Below are 22338 nucleotides of genomic sequence, written 5' to 3'. Positions count from 1 at the left end.
CGGAAGTTGATACGGAAAGGCCGGGCGTGGGGCGCCCGGCCTTTCCTGGGGAATCTGGTGGGTCAGCGGTGGCGGGCGACGTCGTAGGCGGCGCAGCCGATCAGCTCCAGGGAGACCTGGAGGCGGTCCAGGCTGATGTTGTCCTGGATGGTGTCCTCGGGGGTGTGGTAGGTCGGCTCCAGCAGCTGCGGCCCGGCTTCGCCGCGCCAGCTGAAGTTCGCCGAGGCGATGCCGCGCTGGTGGAAGGGCACGTGGTCGCTGGAGCCCCTGGCCACCGGACCCTTGGTCTGGGGCGTGTAGCCCAGGCGTCGCGCGGCCCCGGCCACCGCCGAGGTGGTGGTGTTGTTCCCGCCGTCGACGGAGAGCAGCCAGTAGTGCTTCGCCGGGTCGTGGCTCGTGGCGACCATGTCGTTCTGGAAGCAGCCGGCGATGCGCTTGGCCGCGTCGTCGTCGAGCTGGGACACGTAGTGCTTGGAGCCGATGAGGCCCTGCTCCTCGGAGCCCCACAGCGCGAAGCGCAGGGCCTTCTGGGTGGGCAGGTAGCGCAGCACGCGGGCCAGCTCCAGGCAGAGCGCGGTGCCGCTGCCGTCGTCGTTCGCGCCCGGCGAGCCGGGAACGGAGTCGTAGTGGGCGGTGACCATCACGACGCCCTGGTCCCGGGACGGGAAGGTGGCCGGGCGCTCGGCGAGCACGTTGTACGAGGTCAGCTTCTTGTGGTGGGTGACGCGCAGGCTCAGCCGCAGGCCGCCGCCCGCGAGTCGCTTCCTGGCCTTCTCGCCGTGCACCTGGGCCAGACCGAGCACCGGGACGCCGACCCGCTCGCCGATGGCGGGGGTGAAGGAGCCGGCCCGCTGGTTCGGGGCTGTCGGGGCGGGTGTGGCGACCAGGAGCACGGCTGCCGCGCCCTTCGCGACCGCGGTCCTGACCTGCTTCGCCTCGCTGCCGCGCACGCGGTCGACCAGCACGATCCTGCCCCGGACGTCGGCCGGGTAGTCCCCGTCGCCACCGGCTCGGGCGTCCACCACGTCGCCGGTCACGGTCACGTCGAGCGCGCCCTCCGACGAGGCGGCGGACTGCCAGCGGACCCCGTCGCCCAGCACGTCGGCGAGGTACTTGTCGGCCACCGGGAACGGCTGGAGCCGCACGTTGTACCGCAGGTCCCGCAGCACGTCGGCCAGGTAGTCGGCCGCCCTGCGCTCCGACGGCGTGCCGCCGATGCGCGGCCCGATGGTCTCGCTGAGGTGCCGGATGTGCGCCAGAGCGCGCCTCGCGCTGACCCGCGCCGTGATCGCGTGGTCGCCGATGCCCAGCGAGGGCGGGTTGACCGCGCCGGGGCGCTGGCGGGTGGCCGCGGCGGCCGTGCCGGGCAGGAATCCGACGGTGGCGAAACCGGCCAGGGCCGCGGCCCCGGCGAGCAGGTCACGGCGGCGTACTCCGGTCATGGGGTGTCTCCCGTGCGTTCGGCAGTCCGCGAAGGCCCCGCCGCTCGGACGCGACGGGGCCTTCCCGGAAGGCTTCTTCGTATGTCGACGCAGGGCACCCTGTGCTGAGGAAACCTAGGTTCGCTCCCCGCCGGGAACAACCCGCCGTTCGGCGGGGTCGGTGGCGGCGGGCGGTCCGCCCGGGCGCGGGCTCGGGGCGCTGCTCGGGGCCCTCGGCCGGCGGACCACCGGCCGAGAGGCGCTCCAGCTCTCCGCGGCGGGGCGTCAGCGCCAGGACGGCAGCCACATCTCCGCGTTCCACCACCACAACGGGATGGCGTTGCCGTTCAGGATCGGCCACAGCCAGGCGAAGTTGGCCACCACGAGCCCCGTGTAGATCGCCACCACGAGCAGGCCCGTGCCCCGGCGTTCCGCGCCGGCGCGGGCCGAGCCCAGGATCTCGCCCATCACCAGGACCAGCCCGAGCACCAGGAACGGCGCGATCGGGGTGACGTAGAAGTAGTACATCTGCCGGTCGAGGTTGACGAACCACGGCAGCCAGCCCGCGGCGTAGGCGACCAGCACGGCCGCGTACCGCCAGTCCACGCGGGTGACGGCGCGCCACAGCGCCCAGCCGAGCATCGGGAAGGCCAGCCACCACATCGCCGGCGTGCCGACCAGCATCACCGCGCCCAGGCAGTCCTGCCGCCCGTCGCAGCCCGGCGCGCCACCACCCGACTCCAGGTAGTAGAGCATCGGCCGCAGGCCCATCGGCCACGTCCACGGCTTGGACTCCCACGGGTGCGGCTTGTTCGGGTCGGTGACCAGGGAGTTGTGGAACTCCAGGACCTTCGAGCTGTAGAACCACAGCGACCGCAACGCGTCCGGCACGAACCAGAAGGGCGAGTCGGCGCCCACGTCCCTGCCCACCGCGTGGCGGTCGACGCCGGTCTCGCTGCCGAACCAGGCCCACCAGGTGGCCAGGTACGCCAGGATCGGCACCACGGCCAGCGCCCACAGCGCGGGACCCAGGTCGCGCACGACCGTGCCGACCCAGGGCCTGGGCACGCCGGCCGCGCGGCGCGCCGTCACGTCCCACACCACGCAGAGCACCGCGAACGCGGCCAGGAAGTACGTGCCCGACCACTTGACGCCGCAGGCCAGGCCGAGCAGCACACCGGCGCCGAACCGCCACCAGCGGAAGCCCATCCGCGGTCCCCAGGGCGTCTCGGCCACGCGGCCCTCGCGCACCGCGACCGCCAGGCGTTGCCGCACCTGGTCGCGGTCCACGAGCAGGCAGCCGAACGCCGCCAGCACGAACACGGCCAGGAAGGCGTCGAGCATCCCGACCCTGGACTGCACGTGGCTGAGGCCGTCGCAGACCAACAGCACGCCGGCCAGGGCGCCGAGCAGCGTCGAGCGGGTGAGCCGGCGGGCGATCCGCACGATGAGCAGCACGCTGACCGTGCCGGCGACCGCGGCGGAGAACCGCCAGCCCCATCCGTCGTAGCCGAACAGCCACTCGCCGATCGCGATGAGCTGCTTGCCCAGCGGGGGGTGCACGATGAGCCGGTAGCCGGCGTTGTCCTCGTAGCCGCCGTTGCGGAGCACCTGCCACGCCTGCGGCACGTAGTGCTTCTCGTCGAAGACCGGCGTGCCCTTGTCGGTGGGGAAGCCCAGGTTCCAGAACCGGACCAGACCGCCGAGCGCCGCGAGCGCGAGGGCGGTGGCCCAGCCGCGGAGCCGGTCGGTGGGCGGGGGCGGGCCCAACCGGTCGACGGGGTCGGCCGGCGCCGGGTCCTCCGGTGGCGGCAGCGCCCCGACCGGCACGACGGCGTCGCCGGGTTCCGGCGCCTGGCGCACCAGGACACCGACGCCGGACTCCTCGGCGTCGGGGACGGTGCGAGGGACACCGCTGTGCTCGATGGTTCGCTCGCTCCGCTCGCTCACTCGGCCGATCGTAGGGTGGGCGGCGTGAGCCCCGTATCCGGTTCCGGCCGCCTGGTGCTGGCCGCCGCCCCGATAGGACAGCCCCGTGACGCCTCGCCCCGGCTGGTCGAGGCGCTCGGCGCTGCCGACGTCGTGGTCACCGACGACATCGCCTGGCTGAGGGGCCTGGCGAGCGCGCTCGACGCGCCTCCCGCCGGACGGGTGGTCGACACGGACGAGCCGGTCCGGCCGCTGGCCGAGGCGGTGCGCGACGGGGCCACGGTGCTCGTGGTGACCACCGACGGGATTCCCGGGGCCGCCGCGGTCGGGCTGGTCGCGGCCTGCGCGGCCGAGGGGGCGCCGGTGACCTGCGTGCCCGGCCCGTCGGCGGTGACGGCCGCGCTCGCGGTGTCCGGGTTGCCGTCGGACCGGTTCTGCTTCGAGGACGCGCCGCCGACGGAGCCGGAGGAGCGGGGGCGCTGGTTCGCGGCGTTGGCCGGCGAGCAGCGGACCGTGGTGTTCTGCGCGGACCCCTCGACGTTGGGGGAGACGTTGGCCGAGGCGGCCGCGGTGTGGGGTGCGGACCGGCCCGCGGCGGTGTGCCGGGACCTGACCGGTCCGGGGGAGGACGTGCGGCGCGGCGGCCTCGCCGAGCTGGCCGAGTGGGCGGCGGGCGGGGTGACCGGGCCGGTGAGCGTGGTGGTCGCGGGCGCCGAGCCGTCCGACCTCACCGGGGACGACGTGGACGCGCTGGTGGCGGAGGTGGAGCGACGGGTCGCGGGGGGCGCCCGGCTGAAGCAGGCCGTGGCCGAGGTGGCCGAGACCAGCGTGGGAACGGGGAAGAAGGCGCTCTACGACGCGGTCCTGGCGGCTCGGCGCGCGTAGGGGGACGAGACTTTTGCCGGAACCCGGTTGTTCGCCGCCGGAGTGAATCCGTTCGAGGCGAATTTTCACTCTCCCGGGGTGGCTGTGACCGGCCGAAACTGTCAGACCTCGCCGTCATGATGTGAAAAGGGGGTTCCCCCTAGCTAAGGGCTGTAGGCACGAGGCGGGCGCTCGGTCGGCGATTCTCGGGGGTCTCGGCGCGGACTCGGGTGTGGGCCTGACCGCTCTTCACATGAGTGGCTGGGTCAAGGGGCTGCCGAGTCGGGCGGTGTGCGCGCCGACGGCCGGGGTGGGGGCCTCGGGGTGCAACAGGGCTTCGAGCGGGGCCGCCTTCGTCAGGCACTCCTGCCACTCCGCGTGGGGGTCGGAGTCGGCGGTGATGCCGCCGCCCACGCCCAGCCAGAGGCGGTCGCCGTGTTGTTCCAGGGTGCGGATGGCCACGTTGAGCTCCAGGCCGGCCAGCGGCGAGGCCACGCCCACCGCCCCGCAGTAGACCTCGCGGGGCGTGGTCTCCAGCTCGGCGACGACCTCCAACGCGCGCAGCTTCGGCGCGCCGGTCACCGATCCGGGCGGGAAGGCCGCGGCCAGCAGGTCGGCGTCGGTGGCCGCCGCCGGCAGTCGTCCCTCCACCGTCGACACCAGGTGCCAGACGCCCGGGTGCGGCTGCACGTCCAGCAGCTCGGGCACGGTCACGCTGCCGACCTCGCAGACCCGACCCAGGTCGTTGCGCACCAGGTCGACGATCATCACGTTCTCGGCCACGTCCTTGGTCGAGCGGCGCAGCAGCTCGGCGTTGGCGGCGTCGGCCGGCCCCCGCCGGGGCAGGGTGCCCTTGATCGGGCTGGACCGCACGAGCCGGTCGTGGCGGGCCAGGAAGAGCTCGGGCGACAGCGACGCCACGGCGCCCCACCCGCCGGCCACGTACGCGGCGCGCGCGGGGCGCAGCCGGGCCGAGCCGGCCGCGAACACCTCCAGGGCGTCGCCGTCGAACTCCCACTCGAACCGGGTGCACACGTTGGCCTGGAAGATCTCCCCGGCCGCGATCCGCGCCACGCACCCGACCACCGCCGCCTCGTGGCGTTCGGCGGGAGAGCGCCGCAGCGGGCCGGCCAGCCAGGGGCGCTCTGGCGGGTCCTCGTCGGCGGCGACGAGCTCGGCGAGCTCGGCGACCAGCTCCTCCGGCGCGGGGCGGTCCACCGGCACCAGCGCCTCGAACCACCACTGGCCGCGCGCGTCCCGGCGCAACACGTGGTCGGCCCAGCCCCACGCCGCGTCCGGCAGCAGCCGGGCGCGACCCCCGCCGGGCCCGAGCGGCCCGGACCAGCGGCCGGGATCGGTCAGGCCGTAGCCGAGAAAGCCGAACCACCCCCCGCCGACAGCGCCGGGGGGCAGGTCGGGCGCGGCCACCACGACCGGTTGCCGGTCCGGGGTCGTGAACGCCTCGGCCGGGGAGGTCGGAGCGACGAGGACGGTCGGCGCGAGCACCGCCTGCCCGCCGAACCAGTCACCGATCACCGCCGCCGGCGGGGCCGTGCCGGCCGCCGCGGCGCGTGCCGCCAGTCGTCGCAGGACCCGCTCCGGCCCGGCGTCGCCGGCCAGCGGCCGCGACACGACCCACACCGCCTCCATGACCCCACATCTTCACCCAGTCGGCGTAACTCGCCGTCACCCGGTCATCGGGCCGGCCCATTCTCGTGGGGCGGTGGGCCGGCCCGACAGGCCGGTCAGGCGTTCCGCCGCCGGTAGGAGCGCGTGCCCCACACCACGGTGAACCCGAACACGACCACCACGACCAGCACGCCGACCAGCACGTCGGTCGCCGCGTAGTCGCCGAGGAACAACGCCCGTTCGGCGTCCACCGCGTAGCTGAGCGGGTTGAACCAGGACACGACGCGCAGCCAGTCCGGCGCGAGGGCCATGGGCAGGAGCACGCCCGAGAGCAGCATCAACGGCAGCGTCAGCGACTGGACGACGGGCGCGAACTGGTACTCGTTGGGCAGGGAGAGGGCCATCGTGTAGGACGCCGCGGACAGCGCCCCGGAGAGCACCGCCGCCAGGAGCAGCCCGAGCGCCAGCCCCGCGACGGGCGCGCGCATCCCGAGCACGGCCGCCGCGGCGAGCAGGAGCACCGCCTGGACCATCGTTACCACGACGTCCCGCAGCACCCGGCCGAGCAGCAGCGCGGTCCGGCTGACCGGGGTCACCCGCATCCGCTCGACCACGCCGGCCCGCAGGTCCGGCAGCAGCGCGAACCCGGCGAACCCCCCGGTGAACAGGGCGAGCTGCACCAGGATGCCGGGCGCGAACACCTGCCAGGAGTTCGTCGCGCCGGGCACGCGCACCAGGTTCTCCAGCAGCGGCCCGAACAGCACCAGGTAGAGCACCGGGTGGACCATCGAGATCACGATCGTCACCGGGCTGCGCAGCACCGGTCCGATCGTGTGGCGGAAGACCAGCAGGGTGTCACGCGGCACGGGTTGCCTCCGGGGCGTCGTCGCGGAGCGAACGGCCGGTCACGGCCAGGAAGACGTCGTCCAGCGTGGGATGGTGCACCTGGACGGAGGTGAGCGGCACGGACGCCTGGTCCAGCGCGCGCATCAGCTCGGGCAGCGCCGTGTCGCCCCGGGGCACCCGGAAGCGGACGCTGTCCGCGGTGGTCGCCACGTCCCGCGCTCCCCGCAGCCGCCCGGCGATCTCCGCCAGGGCGGCGAGCCGGGGCCCGGCGACCTCGACCACGTCCCCGGAGACCTGCCGCTTCAGCTCGGCGGGAGTGCCGGCGGCCACGATCCGCCCGTGGTCGATCACCAGGACGCGGTCGCACAGCGCGTCGGCCTCGTCGAGGTAGTGGGTGGTCAGGAAGACCGTGGCGTGGTGGTCGGCGTTGAGCGCGCGGACGTGGTCCCACACGTGGGCGCGGCTCTGGGGGTCCAGCGCGGCGGTGGGCTCGTCGAGGAACAGCACCGCCGGGTCGTGGACCAGGCCGATGGCGAGGTCCAGGCGCCGGCGCTGCCCGCCGGAGAGGGTGGCGGTCGTCCGGTCGGCCAGGTCGCCGAGGGCGAACCGGTCCATCAGCTCGTCGACCCGCCGGCGGGCGCGGTCGCGGTCGAGCCGGTGCAGGCGGGCCTGGAGGACCAGCTCCTCGCGGACCCGGCCCTGCGGCGAGCAGCCGCCGCCCTGGGCGACGTACCCGATCCGGCGGCGCACCGCGGCCGGTTCGCGGCGCAGGTCGTGGCCGGCGACCTCGGCGGAGCCGGCGGAGGGTTCGAGCAGCGTGGTGAGCATGCGCAACGTCGTGGTCTTGCCGGCCCCGTTCGGGCCGAGGAATCCGACGATCTCGCCGGCGGCGACGTCGAGGTCGACGCCGCGGACCGCGTCGACGGTCGCGCGGCGGGTCTGGAAGCGGCGGGCGAGCCCGCGCACGTGGATCACGTGACAACCCCCTGGGAGGGAGAGGAGGAACGAGGTCTGCTCAGAAGTCAAACTTGACTACCGGTGGGCAGCATGGCCTTCGACGCGACTGGTAGTCAAGTTTGACTAGATGGTATTTCGTATACGATCTACGACCCCTATGGAGGGTCGAAGCGATATCGCATACGAAAGGCGAACTCCTCCGCGGCTGAGCGGGTCAGCCCGGTCAGGCCTCGCCGTCCCGGTCCTCGTCCTCGCCGGCCATGCGGTAGTCCCCAGCGCGGAGTCGGTCGACGAGGCCGAGCGCCCACTCCACCTCGGCGTTGACCTGGGCCGTCCACAGCAGCACGTGCTCACGCACGTGCTCCGGCTTCCCCACGTCGGTCACGCTCCAGCTCGTCAGGCGGGCCAGCGAGGCCCGGAGCTGGTCCACCCGCAGTGTCAGCAGCGTGACCGCGTCCTCGCGGCGCAACGCCGGCAGCATCGACAGTCCCGCGCTGAGCGCGTAGCCGTCGCCGGCCTCGCTCAGGGCGCGGCGCAGCAGGAGCTGGAACTCGGTCTCGCCGTCGTCGGTGAGCCGGTAGACGGTGCGCTCCGGCCCGCCCTCGCCTGCCTCCGGCTCGTCGGCGGCGAGCAGGCCGTCCCTGGTGGCCTTGCGCAGCGCGTGGTAGATCGACCCCGGCTTGGTGTTGGCCCAGCTGTCGGCGCCCCAGGTCAGCAGCTCCCGCCGCACCTGGTAGCCATGCGCCCTGCCGGCCATGCGCACCACGCCCAGCACCAGCAGCCTGGTCGCCGACATCGCCAGCGCCTCCTCCCCACCACCCGGGACCCGACAACCCGGTCGGGTGGGCGGGTCGGTCGACCGTAGGCTAGGCGGACATGAGCACCCATGTCCTCACCGCGGTGGCCTGGCCGTACGCCAACGGCCCGCGGCACATCGGGCACGTGTCCGGGTTCGGCGTTCCGTCCGACGTGTTCTCCCGCTTCCAGCGAATGTCGGGCAACCGGGTGCTCATGATCTCGGGGACCGACGAGCACGGCACCCCGATCCTGGTGCAGGCGGACAAGGAGGGCCGCACGGCCAGGGAGACCGCCGACAAGTACAACCGGGTGATCGTCGAGGACCTGCGCGGCCTCGGCCTGTCCTACGACCTGTTCACGCGCACCGTCACCGGGAACCACTACAAGGTGGTGCAGGAGCTGTTCCTGGCGCTGCACCGCAACGGGTACGTGATCCCCAAGGTCACCAAGGGCGCGATCAGCCCGTCCACCGGCCGCACGCTGCCGGACCGCTACATCGAGGGCACCTGCCCGATCTGCGGGTACGACGGCGCGCGGGGCGACCAGTGCGACAACTGCGGCAACCAGCTCGACCCGGCCGACCTGATCAACCCGAAGTCGCGGATCAACGGCGAGAAGCCGGCGTTTGTCGAGACCGAGCACCTGTTCCTCGACCTGCCGGCGTTCGCCGAGTCGCTGGGCGAGTGGCTGTCCACCCGCACCCAGTGGCGCCCCAACGTGCTCAAGTTCAGCCAGAACCTGCTCGGCGACCTCCAGCCCCGCGCGATCACCCGCGACCTCGACTGGGGTGTGCCGATCCCGCTGGACGGCTGGCGCGACCAGCCCCTGAAGCGGTTCTACGTGTGGTTCGACGCCGTCGTCGGCTACCTGTCGGCCTCGGTGGAGTGGGCGCGGCGCAGCGGCGACGCCGACGCCTGGAAGGCGTGGTGGACCGAGCGGGACGCCCAGGCGTACTACTTCATGGGCAAGGACAACATCGTCTTCCACTCGCTGATCTGGCCCTCGCTGCTGCTCGGGCACAACGGCCGCGGCGACCGCGACGGGCGGCCGGGCTCCTTCGGCGAGCTGAACCTGCCGACCGAGGTCGTCTCCAGCGAGTTCCTCACCATGAGCGGCTCGAAGTTCTCCACCTCGCGGGGCACGGTCATCTACGTCACCGACTTCCTCCGCGAGTTCGGCCCGGACACCCTGCGCTACTTCATCTCGGTCGCCGGCCCCGAGAACCAGGACACCGACTTCACCTGGGAGGAGTTCGTCCGCCGGATCAACTTCGAGCTGGCGAACGAGTGGGGCAACCTGGTCAACCGGTCGATCTCGATGGCGCACAAGAACGTCGGCGCCATCCCGAGGCCCAGCGCCCCGCAGCAGGCCGACGAGGAGCTGAAGGCGTTGGCGCGCAACGCTTTCGACGTGGTGGGCGACCACCTGCGGCGGTCCCGCCTCAAGGCGGCGATCGGCGAGGCGATGCGGGTCGTCGGCGCGGCCAACCGCTACCTGTCCGACCAGGAGCCGTGGAAGCGCAAGGACGACCCGGAGCGGCGGGACACGATCCTGCACACCGCGTTGCAGGTCGTCAGCGACGTGAACACGCTGCTCACGCCGTTCCTGCCGCACTCGGCGCAGAAGGTGCACGAGCTGCTGGGCGGTACGGGCGTCTGGGCGGCGCAGCCGGAGATCCGCGAGGTCGACGACCTGGACGTGGCCGGCTCCGCCTACCCCGTGCTCTCCGGCGACTACGCCGCCGAGCAGGCGCGGTGGGAGTCCCGGCCGATCGAGGTCGGTCGGCCGCTGGCCAAGCCGGCGCCGCTGTTCGCCAAGCTCGACCCCGCGCTCGGCGAGACCGGGCCGGAGTGGGCCGCCATCCAGTGAAACCCACCGTCGTGTCCACGGTGGACAGACGGCGCGCCCGGCGCCCGGTCCGTCCACCGTGGACACGACGGACCACTGTGGACTGAGGGGAACTCCTTGGCGCGTAACGGAGAGCGCCCGCCCGCACCGGAACCCCTTCCGGCGCCGGCGGTTGACGCGCACACCCACCTGGACGCCATCGGCTGCGCGGACGCCGCCGACGTCACCGCCGCGGTCGACCGCGCCGCGGCCGTCGGCGTCACGCGCGTGGTCACCGTCGCCGACGACCTGGACTCGGCCCGGTGGGCGGCCCGCGCCGCCACCTGGGACGACCGCGTGTTCGCCGCCGTCGCCCTGCACCCCACCCGGACCGCGAACTTCGACGACCGGGACCGCGCGACGCTGGAGGAGCTGGCGCGCCAGCCGCGCGTCGTCGCGATCGGCGAGACCGGCCTGGACTACTACTGGGACTACTCGCCGCCGCACGCCCAGCACGAGGCGTTCCGCTGGCACATCGACCTCGCCAAGCGGGTCGGCAAGCCGTTGATGATCCACGACCGGGACGCGCACGAGGACGTCCTGCGGATCCTGGCCGAGGAGGGAGCCCCGGACACGGTGGTCTTCCACTGCTTCTCCGGCGACGCCGACTTCGCCCGCCGCTGCCTCGACGCGGGGTACGTGCTGTCCTTCGCGGGCACGGTGACCTTCCGCAACGCGGGCGCGCTGCGGGAGGCCGCCCGGCTGACGCCACCGGACCAGATGCTGGTGGAGACCGACGCCCCGTTCCTCACGCCCCATCCGTTCCGGGGACGGCCCAACGAGCCGTACTGCGTGCCGTACACGTTGCGTGATCTCGCCGCGCTGCGCGGGGATGACCTTGTTGGGTTGGTCTCAGCCGTCACGGCGACGGCCGAGCGCGTTTTCCGACTCGCCGAGATCCCTTCTTTGTGACGCAACGTGGTTAGCGCCGGAGCTCCTCTCCACGTTCAGTGTTTGATCCAAAAAGGGGTTCCGGCGACATTGTTCTGAACGCGATCTTCCGTTAGCGTCCCGTTACCGACAGCCGGGATGGGGAGATCCCCCGGTGCCCCGCGAACCGGGCGCCGCCGGGCGCCGACGTCGAGGTGCGAGCCGACGACGTCGCCCACGGTGTTGTTCCGCCGATTCGCGGGAGATCGGCCGCGTCATTCCCCCGTGACGCCGTCGACGCGCACTCTCCCCTGCCCGGAACCCCGATGACAGGACAACAGGTGAGCAAACGCACGTTGGCCAGGGCAGCCGTCGCGGCCACGCTCCTGGTCCTCACCGGCGGCGGCGCCACCGCCGTGGCCATGGACAAGTCCGTCACGATCTCCGTGGACGGCGAGACGCGTGAGCTGAACACCTTCGCCTCGACGGTCGGCGCGGCCCTCGACGCCGCCGGGCTGCGCGCCGGCGAGCACGACGCGCTGGCCCCGGCCTCGAACGCCACGATCGGCGACGGCAGCCGGATCGTCCTCAAGCGCGGCCGACTGCTGCGGATGACCGTGGACGGCAGGAGCCGCGAGGTCTGGACGACGGCCCTGACCGTCGAGGACGCCCTGCGGCAGCTCGGCATGCACTCCTCCGGCGCGGTGGTCTCCGCGGACCGCGCCCGACGCATCCCGCTGGAGGGCATGTCCCTCGACCTGCGCACCGCGAAGGTGGTCACCCTCGTCGACGGCGGCGCCAAGCCCCGCGAGGTCGCCACCAACGCCGCCACCGTCGAGGAGCTGCTCCGCGAGCTGGGACTGGCCCTCGAACAGTCCGACACGGTCAACCCGGCGGGGGTGACCTCGCTGACCGGCGGCAGCCGGATCGAGGTCACCCGGATCCGGGTCGAGGAGGTCACCGAGAAGCAGAAGATCGAGCCGCCCGAGGAGAAGGTCGACGACCCCGAGCTGGTCAAGGGCACGCAGAAGGTCGAGGACAAGGGCGAGCCGGGCGAGAAGACCCTCGTCCTCAAGGTCACCAGGGTCAACGGCAAGGAGACCGCCCGCGAGCAGGTCTCGGTCAAGGTGACCAAGGAGCCCAAGCCCAAGAAGGTCCGCGTGGGCACCAAGCCGGTCGTCGACGGCGCCGTCTGGGACAAGCTCGCGCAGTGCGAGGCCACCGGCAACTGGGCGGCCAACACCGGCAACGGCTACTACGGCGGCCTCCAGTTCAACAAGGGCACCTGGGACGCCAACGGTGGCGGCCAGTACGCCGAGTACCCGCACCAGGCCAGCCGCGAGCAGCAGATCGCGGTGGCCACCAAGGTGCGGGAACGCCGGGGCGGCGGGTACAGCGCGTGGCCGCACTGCGCGGACAAGCTCAGCCTGCCGAAGTAGTTTCTCTCCCGTGGCAGAAGACCTCACACCGGCCGGGCCGGGGAGCAGTCAGCTCCTCGGCCCGGCCGACGTCCGCCAGCTCGCCGAGGAGCTGGGAGTGCGCCCCACCAAGAAGCTGGGGCAGAACTTCGTGCACGACACCAACACGGTGCGTCGCATCGTGGCCGCGGCCGAGCTGCGGCCCGACGACGTGGCGTTGGAGGTCGGGCCCGGCCTCGGCTCGCTGACGCTGGCCCTGCTGCCCGCCTGCCGCGCCGTCGTCGCGGTGGAGATCGACCCCGTGCTCGCCGAGCGGCTGCCGCGCACCGCGCGGGAGCGCGCGCCCGAGCTGGCCGACCGGCTGCGTGTCGTGCCGGCCGACGCCATGCGGGTCAGCGCCGAGCGGATCGGCGCGCCCGAGCCCACCTCCCTGGTCGCGAACCTCCCGTACAACGTGGCCGTGCCGGTGGTGCTGCACCTGTTGGCGGAGCTGCCGACGCTGCGGCACGGCCTGGTGATGGTGCAGGCCGAGGTGGCCGACCGGTTGGCCGCGCCGCCCGGCAGCCGGACCTACGGCGTGCCCAGTGCCAAAGCAGCCTGGTACGCCGACGTGCGGCGCGCGGGCCCGGTGCCGCGCAGCGTCTTCTGGCCGGTGCCGAACGTGGACTCCGGACTGGTGGCGCTCACCCGGCGGGAACCGCCGTCGTCCGTGAACCGGGACGCGGTGTTCGCGGTCGTCGACGCCGCCTTCGCGCAGCGGCGCAAGACCCTGCGCGCCGCCCTCGCCGGCTGGGCCGGCTCCGCCGTCCGCGCCGAGGCGGTGCTCCGCGCGGCGGGCGTCGACCCCTCCACGCGGGGCGAGCAGTTGGGGATCGGGGACTTCGCGCGGATCGCCGAGGTCGCGGCCACGCTGTAGCCCTGGTTCGCTTCCAGCGATGGCGCTGGACAATGTGCCGGCGCCGTCTGCACAGCCCGACGAGGCCCCGAGCGCGGCCACCTCAAGGATCTAGCTGGTCCGGGGTGGCCACCACCCGCTCGGGGCCTTTCCGCGTGTTTCGCCCCGCTGGGCGACCCTCGCCGGCCGGTTTCTGTCGGCCCCGGATGGGATGTTGGAAGTGGGGGGTCCCCCTTACCAAGGCCTGTAGGCGACGAACGACGCACGCACGGCGTCGGCCTGTGGTCTGCCTCTCGGCGAGAGCGCGGGCGGCGGGAGTCGTGCCCGGCGCGGCTTGAGCCCGGGGCCGGGACGGCACGACAACCCTCGCCGGGGAACCGCACGTCGAGTGATTGTGCGATCACCGAGTGGTGCGATACCACGGGATGCGTTCGGCCGCGGGTGTGATGTGGCGAACGATCCACGTCCTGGGACGGCCCTGGGCTTGCCATTCGTGGGACGCGTGCTGTCTACTGTCCGGGCAATCCATCCCGAGCGGCCGAGAGACCTGGCTCGTTGACGCCGCAGCAACCACCCCTCGGGGGCAGGTGCTAACGCCAGGAGCGATGGAGCCGAGATGCCTCGTCAACGAATGCTCACGCGTCGGCGTGTGGTCGACCAGTGCCGACGCACCGCGTCCGGCTGTCGCCGCGCCGACGCCTGATCCAGCGCATTTCCCCTTCCTGAGTCCCCATCGGACGCCTCCGCGCCGCCGTACCCGCCGGCCGCGCGGCGGAGGCGCCCGGTCGCGTGCTGCCCTGGAGTTGACGTGATCACTGTCGAGAACCTGGTCAAGACCTTCCGAGGACGCGGCGAGACCCTCGTCGCGCTGGACGGCGTCTCGCTGGAGGTGCCGCAGGGCACCGTGTGCGGCGTCGTGGGTCAGAGCGGTGCTGGCAAGTCGACCCTCGCGCGGTGCGTCGCGTTGCTGGAGAAGCCGGACTCCGGGGCGATCCGGGTCGACGGCACCGACCTGGTCAGCCTCGGCGGCGCCGCCCTGCGGGCCGCGCGGCGCCGGATTGGTGTTGTGCCACAAGGGGATTCACTGTTGCGGCAACGCACAGCCGCTGGCAACGTCGCGCTCCCGCTGGAGTCGGCCGGCGCGGCCCGGTTGCAGCGCCGCGCCCGGGTGCTGGAGCTGCTCGACCTGGTCGGCCTGGCCGACAAGGCCGGCGCGTACCCGGACCAGCTCTCCGGTGGTCAGCGGCAGCGCGTGGCGATCGCCAGGGCCCTGGCGGGCAGCCCCTCGGTGCTGCTGGCCGACGAGCCGACCTCGGCCCTGGACCCGGAGACGACCGCGTCGGTGCTGGGCGTGCTCGACCGCGCCCGCGCCGAGTTGGGCGTCACCGTGCTGATCGTGACCCACGACATGGACGTGGTGCGGCGGATCTGCGACGACGTCGCGGTCCTGGAGAAGGGGCGCGTCGTCGAGCACGGCAAGGTGCTCGACCTGGTGGCGCGGGAGAGTCGCACCGCGTCGGCCCTGCTGCCCACCACCGACCAGATCACTGGACTGTCCAGTGTGGACAGTGAGCGGGGCTACGGCCGGTTCGACCGCATCGCCGACGTCACGCTGGTCGGCTTCGCCGCGGTCGGCGCGCTGCTGCCCGAGGCGTCCACCCGCTTCGGCGTGCAGCTCGCGGTGCTGGGCGGCGGCCTGACCCGGCTCGCGGACACCCCGGTCGCGCGGTTCCGCGTCGGCCTGTCCGGCGACCGCGCGGACGCGGCGCTGGACTTCATCACCGAGCACGGCGGTGTGGTGCAGCGCGCCACACGCGAGGAGGTAGCTGCGTGAAGGCGGAAACGCCTTGGTCCAAGGTCTTCCAGCTCGTGCTGGAGGCGACCGGTGACACGATCTACATGGTGGGCGTGGCGACGGTGTTCGCGGCGCTGTTCGGCGTCCCGCTCGGGGTGCTGCTCCATGTGACCGCGCCCGGCGGACTGAGCCCGCAGCGCCTGCTGCACCGCTTGCTGTCCCTCGTGGTCGACGTCGGCCGCTCGATGCCGTTCATCATCCTGCTGCTGGCGATCTCGCCGTTCACCAAGGTCGTCTCCGGGACCACGCTGGGTGCCGACGCGGCGATCGTGCCGCTCACGGTCGGCGCGGTGCCCTTCGTGGCCCGGCTGGTCGACAACGCGCTGCGCGAGGTCGACGCCACGGTCGTGGAGGCCGCGGTGACGACCGGCGCGAGCCGGATGAAGATCGTGCACAGCGTGCTGCTCCGCGAGTCGGCGCCCGGCCTGGTCGGCGCCATCGGCGTCACCCTGGTCGCCCTGGTCGGCTACTCGGCCATGGCCGGCGTCGTCGGCGCCGGCGGCCTCGGCGACCTCGCCATCCGGTACGGCTACCAGCGCTACGACACCCGCGTGATGATCGCGTCGATCGTGGTCCTCGCGGCGCTGGTGATCGTGGTGCAGTTCGGCTTCGACCGCGTCGCCCGACTGCTCGACCGACGCCGGCGCGTCAACGCCTGACGCTCCCTCCAGCTCCGCACACTCACCCCGACGAACCGGGCAGCCGCCCGGTCCCGCGTCGACGCACGCCCGGCGGCGGGTCGACGCGCACCCGAAAGGACCCTCCCATGCGATTCCGCGCCCTCACCGCGGCCGTGCTGGCCACCACCGTGACCCTGGGCCTGGCGGCCTGCGGCGGCGGCTCCGACGCCGCCAAGAACCCCGACGCGCCGCTGCGGGTCGGCGCGAGCCCGGTGCCGCACGCCCAGATCCTCAACTACGTCAAGGACGAGCTGGCCAAGGACAAGGGCCTCAAGCTCGAGGTCGTCGAGATCACCGACTACGTGACGCCGAACACGTCGCTTGCGGAGAAGAGCCTGGACGCCAACTACTTCCAGCACAAGCCCTACCTGGAGAAGTTCGAGGCCGACAAGGGCGTGAAGCTGCAGTGGGTCGGCCCCGTCCACCTGGAGCCGCTCGCGGCGTTCTCCAGGAAGGGCGTGAAGTCGCTGGCCGAGCTCGGCGACGGCGCCAAGGTCGCGGTGCCCAACGACCCGACCAACGAGGCCCGCGCGCTGACCCTGCTCGCGCAGAGCGGCGTCCTGGAGCTCAAGGCGGGCACCGAGCGGACCGCCACCAAGAACGACGTCACCAAGAACCCGAAGAACCTGCAGATCGTCGAGCTGGAGGCGGCCCAGGTGCCGCGCAGCCTGGACGAGGTGGACGCCGCCGTCATCAACGGCAACTACGCGCTGCAGGCCGGCCAGGACCTCAAGAGCGCGCTCGCGGTGGAGAAGGCCGAGGGCAACCCGTACGCCAACGGCCTGGTCACCCGGCCCGAGCTCGCCAACGACGAGCGGATCAAGAAGCTGCAGGAGCTGCTGACCTCGCCGAAGGTCAAGGAGTACATCGAGAAGAACTTCAAGGGCGCGGTCACCTCGGCCACGAGCTGAGCGCGAGGGCCGGCGGCGGTCCCGGGGCGGCCACGCCCCGGGACCGCCGCCGGCGTGTTCGACCCCGATCGGGTGTCGTCACCGCGGGTTTACCCGGATAGGGGACGATCGGAGTCCGGGCTGCCCCCGTTCGGGGTGGAGCGGATGGACAGGGTGGACAGGGTGTTCCACGGGGTGAGCGGAGTCCACCGACGTGGTGGCGCGAGGTGGGCGGAGGTGCGGTGGTGAGCCGGCTAAGTGCGAGGCGGGCCCAACGCCGCGTAGGCTCGACGGACGTGCTCGCCGTCGTCCCTCCACCGGTCACCGTCCGCGTGCCGGCCAAGGTCAACCTGCACCTGTCCGTCGGTGACGTTCGGCCGGACGGTTACCACGAGTTGGTCACCGTCTTCCAGGCGTTGTCGTTGACCGACGAGGTCACCGTGGCCGTCGCCGACGACCCCGGCGTCGAGGTCCACGGCGAGGGGGCGGCCACCGTCCCCACCGACGCCTCCAACCTCGCCTGGCGCGCCGTGCAGGCGCTGGCCGAGCGCACCGGCCGCGACCCGTACGACCCCAAGGTCCGGGTGGTGATCCGCAAGGGCATCCCGGTCGCCGGCGGGATGGCCGGCGGCAGCGCCGACGCCGCCGCCACCCTGGTGGGCCTGGCCGCGCTGTGGAAGCTCGACATGACCCGCGACGAGCTCGCCGAGGTGGGCGCCCGGCTGGGCAGCGACGTGCCCTTCGCGCTCTACGGCAACACCGCGCTCGGCACCGGCCGCGGCGAGCGGCTCGTCCCCGTGCTCGGCCGGCACGTGTTCCACTGGGTGATCGCGCTGGACCGGCGGGGCCTGTCCACCCCGGACGTCTACCGGGAGCTGGACCGGCTCCGGGAGGAGAGCCGGCCGCCGCGGGTGGGGGCGGTCGAGCCGGTGCTGGAGGCCCTGGCCACCGGCGACCCCCGGCAGCTCGCCCTGCTGCTGGGCAACGACCTGCAGTCGGCGGCCGTCTCGCTGCGGCCCTCGCTGCGCCGCACGCTGCGCGCCGGCGTCGCCGCCGGCGCCCTCGTCGGCATCATCTCCGGCTCCGGCCCCACCTGCGCCTTTCTGTGCAGCGATGCCGGAGCCGCCGTCCGGGTGGCCGCCGAGCTCTCCGGCGCCGGGGTGTGCCGGACGGTGCGCGTGGCGCAGGGCCCGGTGCCCGGCGCCCGGGTCGTCGCCAGCGAGGAGCCCAGCCGGCCCACCCCGCCCGAGGTCCACGCGTAGGCTCCGCGTTCCCACCCCGGCACGGGGACGGAGACGGGGAACGCCGGACGAGCGTCGTCGCGCACAGGCGCGCAGGAGGAAAAGAGTTCCGTGGCCAACCTGGTCAACCTGGAGTCGGTCAGCAAGAGCTTCGGTGTCCGCACCCTGCTCGACGCCGTCTCGCTCGGCGTCAACACCGGCGACCGGATCGGCGTCGTCGGGCTCAACGGCGGCGGCAAGACCACGCTGCTGGAGGTGCTGGCCGGCGTCGAGCCGCCCGACGACGGCCGGGTGAGCCGCACCCGAGACCTGCGGATGGCCGTGGTCACCCAGCGCTCCGAGCTGGCGCCGGAGGCCACCATCCGCGAGTGCGTGATCGACCCGCTCGGCCACGACGCCGACCACGAGTGGGCCGCCGACCCCCGCGTCCGGTCCGTCCTGGACGGGCTGGGCATCTCCGCGCTCGGCCTGGACACCCGGGTCGGGCCGCTGTCCGGCGGGGAGCGCCGCCGGGTGGCCCTGGCCGCGGCCCTGGTCCGCGACCTGGACCTGGTGGTGCTCGACGAGCCCACCAACCACCTGGACGTCGAGGGCGTGCGGTGGCTGGCCGACCACCTGCTCGCGCGCCGCTGCGCCCTGGTCGTGGTCACCCACGACCGGTGGTTCCTGGACACGGTCTGCACCCGCACCTGGGAGGTCGTCGGCGGCCGCGTCGAGCAGTACGAGGGCGGCTACGCGGACTGGGTGTTCGCCCGCGCCGAGCGGGCCCGGCTGGCCGAGACGCTGGAGGAGAAGCGGCGCAACCTGGCCCGCAAGGAGCTCGCCTGGCTGCGGCGCGGCGCGCCGGCCCGCACCTCCAAGCCGAGGTTCCGGATCGAGGCCGCCGAGGCGCTGATCTCCGACGTGCCGCCGCCCAGGGACAACGTCGAGCTGCTGGCCTTCGCGAAGCGCCGGCTGGGCCGCACCGTACTGGAGCTGGAGGACGTCTCGCTGGCCATCCCCGGCGACGAGGGCCGGGTCCTGCTCGACGGCGTGACCTGGCGGATCGGCCCCGGCGACCGGGTCGGCCTCGTCGGCGTGAACGGGTCGGGCAAGACCACGCTGCTGCGCCTGCTGGCCGGCGACCGCGAGCCGGAGGCGGGCGTCCGCGTCCAGGGCCAGACCGTGCGGTTGGCGCACCTGTCGCAGGAGCTGCACGACCTCCCCGGCGAGCTGCGGGTGCTGGAGGCGATCGAGGAGGTCGCGCGCCGCGTGCAGCTCGGCAAGCAGGAGCTGTCCGCCTCGCAGCTCGCCGAGCGGTTCGGCTTCCCGCAGGGCCGGCAGTGGACACCCGTGTCCGACCTGTCCGGCGGCGAGCGGCGCCGCCTCCAGCTCGCCCGGCTGCTGATGGCCGAGCCGAACGTCCTGCTGCTCGACGAGCCCACCAACGACCTGGACATCGACACCCTCCAGCAGTTGGAGGACCTGCTCGACTCGTGGCCCGGAACGCTGGTCGTGGTCTCGCACGACCGGTACCTGGTGGAGCGGGTGTGCGACGGCGTCGTCGCGTTGTTCGGCGACGGGCGCATCACGCACCTGCCCGGCGGCATCGAGGAGTACCTCCAGCGGCGGGAGGGCGCGGCCAGCCCGGTGGCCAGGGTGGCCGAGGAGGCGCGCCCGGCCGAGCCGGCCGCCAGGGGCGGCGGCCCCTCGGGTGCCGACCTGCGGGCCGCGCAGAAGGAGCTGACCAGGCTGGAGCGGCAGCTCGACCGGCTCACCGGCCGCGAGGCCGAGCTGCACGCCGCACTGGCGGCGGCGGCCACCGAGCCGGACCGGTTGCTGGCCCTGGACGCCGAGCTGCGGACGGTGCTCGCGGAGAAGGACGAGGTCGAGCAGCGCTGGATGGAGCTGGCCGAGCAGGTGTCCTGAGGCGACGCGATCACTCCTGAGGCGCACGACCACTCTGACGGCCCGCCTCAGGAGTGGTCGTGCCTCGGCGGTGCGCCGGCGCGTCGGCCGCCGAACGTGACGGAGCCTCATCCCGCCTTCTTTCCGCACCTGGCCGGGGGCCGCCTTGGTCCTGGGGTCGCTGGTGGGGAAGAGGACGATCCCGGCGGCGGCCAGCACGGGCGTCAGCACCAGCGCGAGCAGGTGGGACGCGTCTTCGCCGCCCGGCTCCGGTTCCCGGTCGCCGACCACCTCCCGCACCTGCTCGCTGTCGTTGCCAGCTCGGCTCCTGACCGGCGCGACGAGGGGTGCTCTGACCGCACGGACGGCTTCGGTCCAGCCGGGCAATCTCACTAAAAGTGACGATTTTGACACTTTCGGTCGCTACCGGGCACGTTGTTCGTCGACCCTCCGTCGCCCCTGTCACTCGTTCTCTCCCGACAACGCCCCGGTCGGGTTTTTGTCGGGTCGGAGGGGGACCGCGAGTCGATCTCCGGTCGTACTCTCCGCAGCATGAGCCGGTTCGTGGACCTGCTGGTGGCCACGGCGCGGAGCGTCGGGGGCCTTGAGCGCGGCATGACCACCGGAGCGCCCGCCCGTCCCACCCGTCGGACCTGGGCCGAGGTGCACCGCGAGGCCCTGTGGATGGGTGGGGCGCTCTCCGCCGACGGCGTGCTGCCGGGCGACGCCGTCGCCGTCCTCGCCGGCGACCCGGCCCTGATCGCGCCCGCCGTCCAGGCGGTGTGGCTGGCCGGCGGCAGCGTCACGATGTTGCACCAGCCGACGGCCCGGACGGACCTGGCGACCTGGGCGGCCGACACCCTGCGCGTCCTGGCGATGGTCGACGCGCGCCTGGTGCTGCTCGGCGACCCGTTCGACGCCGTCGGCGACGTCCTCCGCCAGCACCAGGTCGCGTTCCGCCGGATCACCGAGCTGACCGGGACCCCGTTGGTCGACCCGGTGCCGGTCGACGGCGACCGCACGGCGCTGCTCCAGCTCACCAGCGGCTCGACCGCCGACCCGAAGGCCGTGCGCATCACCCACGACAACCTCGCGGCGAACCTCGCCGCGATGACCGAGGCGGCCCGGCTCGACGCCGACCACGACGTGGTGGTGTCGTGGCTGCCGCTGTTCCACGACATGGGCATGGTCGGCTGCCTGACCGCGCCGATGGCCTTCGGCCTGGAACTGGTCAAGGCCACGCCCGCCGACTTCCTCGGCCGGCCCCTGCTGTGGCTGGAGCTGGTCAGCGAGTACGGCGGGACGGTGACCGCCGGCCCGAACTTCGCCTACGCCGTCGCCGGCCGGAGGCTGGCCAAGGCGGAGGACGGCGCGCTCGACCTGTCCACGCTGCGGTTCGCGTTGAACGGCGCCGAGCCGATCGACCCCGACGCGGTTCGGACCTTCCTGTCCGCCGGCGCGCGGTTCGGGCTGCGGCCGGAGTGCATGGTGTGCGCCTACGGCATGGCCGAGGCGTCCTTGGGCGTGTCCTTCGCCCCGCTGGGCGCCGGCCTGCGGCTGGACGTCGTCGACGCCGAGGCGCTGGCCGGCGGCGGGCGCGCGGTGCCGGTGCCGGTGCCGCCGGCGGGGACGGGGACGGAGGCGGGGACGGAGGCGGTCCCGGCGAGCTCAGCGAGCTCGGCCGTCCGCGCGTTCCCGCTGCTCGGACCGCCGCTGGCCGGCCTGGAGGTGCGGGTGGTGGACGAGCGGGGGCGCGCGCTGGGGGAGCGGGAGGTCGGTCTGATCCGGCTGCGCGGCACCTCGGTCACCCCCGGCTACCTCACCACCGACGGGCCGGTGCCGACCCAGGACGCGGACGGCTGGCTGGACACCGGCGACGAGGGCTACCTCGTGGGGGGCGAGGTCGTGGTGTGCGGGCGGCGCAAGGACGTGATCATCCTGGGCGGGCGCAACATCTACCCGACCGACATCGAGCGCGCCGCGTGCGCGGTCGACGGGGTGCGGGCCGGCAACGCGGTCGCGCTGCGGCTGGACGCCGGCAGCCGGCGCGAGCGCTTCGCGGTGGCGGTGGAGTCCCGGCTCGCCGGTGACCCGGCGGCCGAGCGGACGCTGCGCAAGGAGGTGACCGCCCGGGTGATGGACGCCGTCGGGGCGCGCCCGGTCAGCGTCGTGGTGCTCCCGCCGTCGAGCCTGCCCAAGACGCCCTCGGGCAAGCTGCGTCGCGCCGCCGCGCGGGACCGGCTCGCGCCTCTGATCGACGCCTGATCTCCC

General features: G+C 73.4%; 17 protein-coding genes and 1 riboswitch. Of the genes, 11 read left to right on the top strand and 6 right to left on the bottom strand.

Annotated features, from left to right (window positions below; translation table 11 throughout):
- Positions 1-62: 62 nt before the first annotated feature.
- Together BUE43_RS26455 and BUE43_RS26450 are read right to left on the bottom strand one after the other, a co-directional pair.
- Entirely contained in the window at positions 63-1442 is a 1380-nt protein-coding gene (locus BUE43_RS26455; protein WP_073488377.1) for a M28 family peptidase, read from the bottom strand.
- Between the two features lie 264 nt (positions 1443-1706).
- Positions 1707-3251, bottom strand: coding sequence for a dolichyl-phosphate-mannose--protein mannosyltransferase (locus BUE43_RS26450; RefSeq protein ID WP_083960196.1), 1545 nt, complete (start codon positions 3249-3251; stop codon positions 1707-1709).
- A gap of 144 nt (positions 3252-3395) precedes the next feature.
- Here BUE43_RS26450 and rsmI point away from each other — a divergent pair, with 144 nt between their 5' ends.
- Positions 3396-4235 (top strand): 16S rRNA (cytidine(1402)-2'-O)-methyltransferase, encoded by an 840-nt coding sequence (rsmI, locus tag BUE43_RS26445; RefSeq protein ID WP_073488507.1) that lies wholly within the window; start codon positions 3396-3398, stop codon positions 4233-4235.
- A gap of 228 nt (positions 4236-4463) precedes the next feature.
- Here rsmI and BUE43_RS26440 read toward each other — a convergent pair whose 3' ends face one another.
- The 4 genes from BUE43_RS26440 to BUE43_RS26425 all read right to left on the bottom strand — a co-directional run bounded on the left by BUE43_RS26440 (position 4464) and on the right by BUE43_RS26425 (position 8442).
- Positions 4464-5855 carry an aminodeoxychorismate synthase component I gene (locus BUE43_RS26440; protein ID WP_083960195.1) on the bottom strand — a complete coding sequence of 464 codons (1392 nt, stop codon included), beginning with the start codon at positions 5853-5855 and terminating at the stop codon, positions 4464-4466.
- 104 nt (positions 5856-5959) lie between these two features.
- Positions 5960-6709, bottom strand: coding sequence for an ABC transporter permease (locus tag BUE43_RS26435; protein WP_073488372.1), 750 nt, complete (start codon positions 6707-6709; stop codon positions 5960-5962).
- Positions 6699-7664, bottom strand: coding sequence for an ATP-binding cassette domain-containing protein (locus BUE43_RS26430; RefSeq protein WP_073488369.1), 966 nt, complete (start codon positions 7662-7664; stop codon positions 6699-6701). The genes BUE43_RS26435 and BUE43_RS26430 overlap by 11 nt, the downstream gene beginning before the upstream one ends.
- Before the next feature lie 205 nt (positions 7665-7869).
- Positions 7870-8442 (bottom strand): PadR family transcriptional regulator, encoded by a 573-nt coding sequence (locus BUE43_RS26425; RefSeq protein WP_073488366.1) that lies wholly within the window; start codon positions 8440-8442, stop codon positions 7870-7872.
- A gap of 80 nt (positions 8443-8522) precedes the next feature.
- Between BUE43_RS26425 and metG the strand changes: the two genes are divergently transcribed.
- From metG to BUE43_RS26370, 10 genes are all read left to right on the top strand, one after another.
- Positions 8523-10313 (top strand): methionine--tRNA ligase, encoded by a 1791-nt coding sequence (metG, locus tag BUE43_RS26420; RefSeq protein WP_073488363.1) that lies wholly within the window; start codon positions 8523-8525, stop codon positions 10311-10313.
- A 96-nt stretch (positions 10314-10409) separates the two neighbouring features.
- Entirely contained in the window at positions 10410-11243 is an 834-nt protein-coding gene (locus BUE43_RS26415; protein ID WP_073488360.1) for a TatD family hydrolase, read from the top strand.
- Positions 11244-11542: 299 nt separating this feature from the next.
- Complete coding sequence (locus BUE43_RS35380) at positions 11543-12640, top strand: ubiquitin-like domain-containing protein (protein WP_073488357.1); 1098 nt, start codon at positions 11543-11545, stop codon at positions 12638-12640.
- 10 nt (positions 12641-12650) lie between these two features.
- Complete coding sequence (rsmA, locus tag BUE43_RS26405; RefSeq protein ID WP_073488354.1) at positions 12651-13535, top strand: 16S rRNA (adenine(1518)-N(6)/adenine(1519)-N(6))-dimethyltransferase RsmA; 885 nt, start codon at positions 12651-12653, stop codon at positions 13533-13535.
- Between the two features lie 501 nt (positions 13536-14036).
- A riboswitch (SAM riboswitch) is annotated at positions 14037-14126 on the top strand.
- A gap of 196 nt (positions 14127-14322) precedes the next feature.
- Complete coding sequence (locus BUE43_RS26400; RefSeq protein ID WP_073488351.1) at positions 14323-15348, top strand: methionine ABC transporter ATP-binding protein; 1026 nt, start codon at positions 14323-14325, stop codon at positions 15346-15348.
- On the top strand, positions 15345-16028 hold the full coding sequence (locus tag BUE43_RS26395) for a methionine ABC transporter permease (protein ID WP_073488349.1): 684 nt from the start codon (positions 15345-15347) through the stop codon (positions 16026-16028). The genes BUE43_RS26400 and BUE43_RS26395 overlap by 4 nt, the downstream gene beginning before the upstream one ends.
- A gap of 107 nt (positions 16029-16135) precedes the next feature.
- Complete coding sequence (locus BUE43_RS26390; RefSeq protein WP_073488346.1) at positions 16136-16960, top strand: MetQ/NlpA family ABC transporter substrate-binding protein; 825 nt, start codon at positions 16136-16138, stop codon at positions 16958-16960.
- A 275-nt stretch (positions 16961-17235) separates the two neighbouring features.
- Positions 17236-18201 (top strand): 4-(cytidine 5'-diphospho)-2-C-methyl-D-erythritol kinase, encoded by a 966-nt coding sequence (locus BUE43_RS26385; RefSeq protein WP_073488343.1) that lies wholly within the window; start codon positions 17236-17238, stop codon positions 18199-18201.
- 90 nt (positions 18202-18291) lie between these two features.
- Positions 18292-20088: an ABC-F family ATP-binding cassette domain-containing protein gene (locus tag BUE43_RS26380; protein WP_073488340.1), complete on the top strand. Its 1797-nt coding sequence runs from the start codon at positions 18292-18294 to the stop codon at positions 20086-20088.
- A gap of 531 nt (positions 20089-20619) precedes the next feature.
- Positions 20620-22332 (top strand): fatty acyl-AMP ligase, encoded by a 1713-nt coding sequence (locus BUE43_RS26370; protein ID WP_073488333.1) that lies wholly within the window; start codon positions 20620-20622, stop codon positions 22330-22332.
- The last annotated feature ends 6 nt before the right edge of the window (positions 22333-22338 follow it).

The sequence above is a fragment of the Streptoalloteichus hindustanus genome, from assembly GCF_900129375.1.
GTDB lineage: Bacteria > Actinomycetota > Actinomycetes > Mycobacteriales > Pseudonocardiaceae > Streptoalloteichus > Streptoalloteichus hindustanus.
Note: the sequence above shows the minus strand (reverse complement) of the source record. Positions and strands in the feature narration are given on the sequence as shown.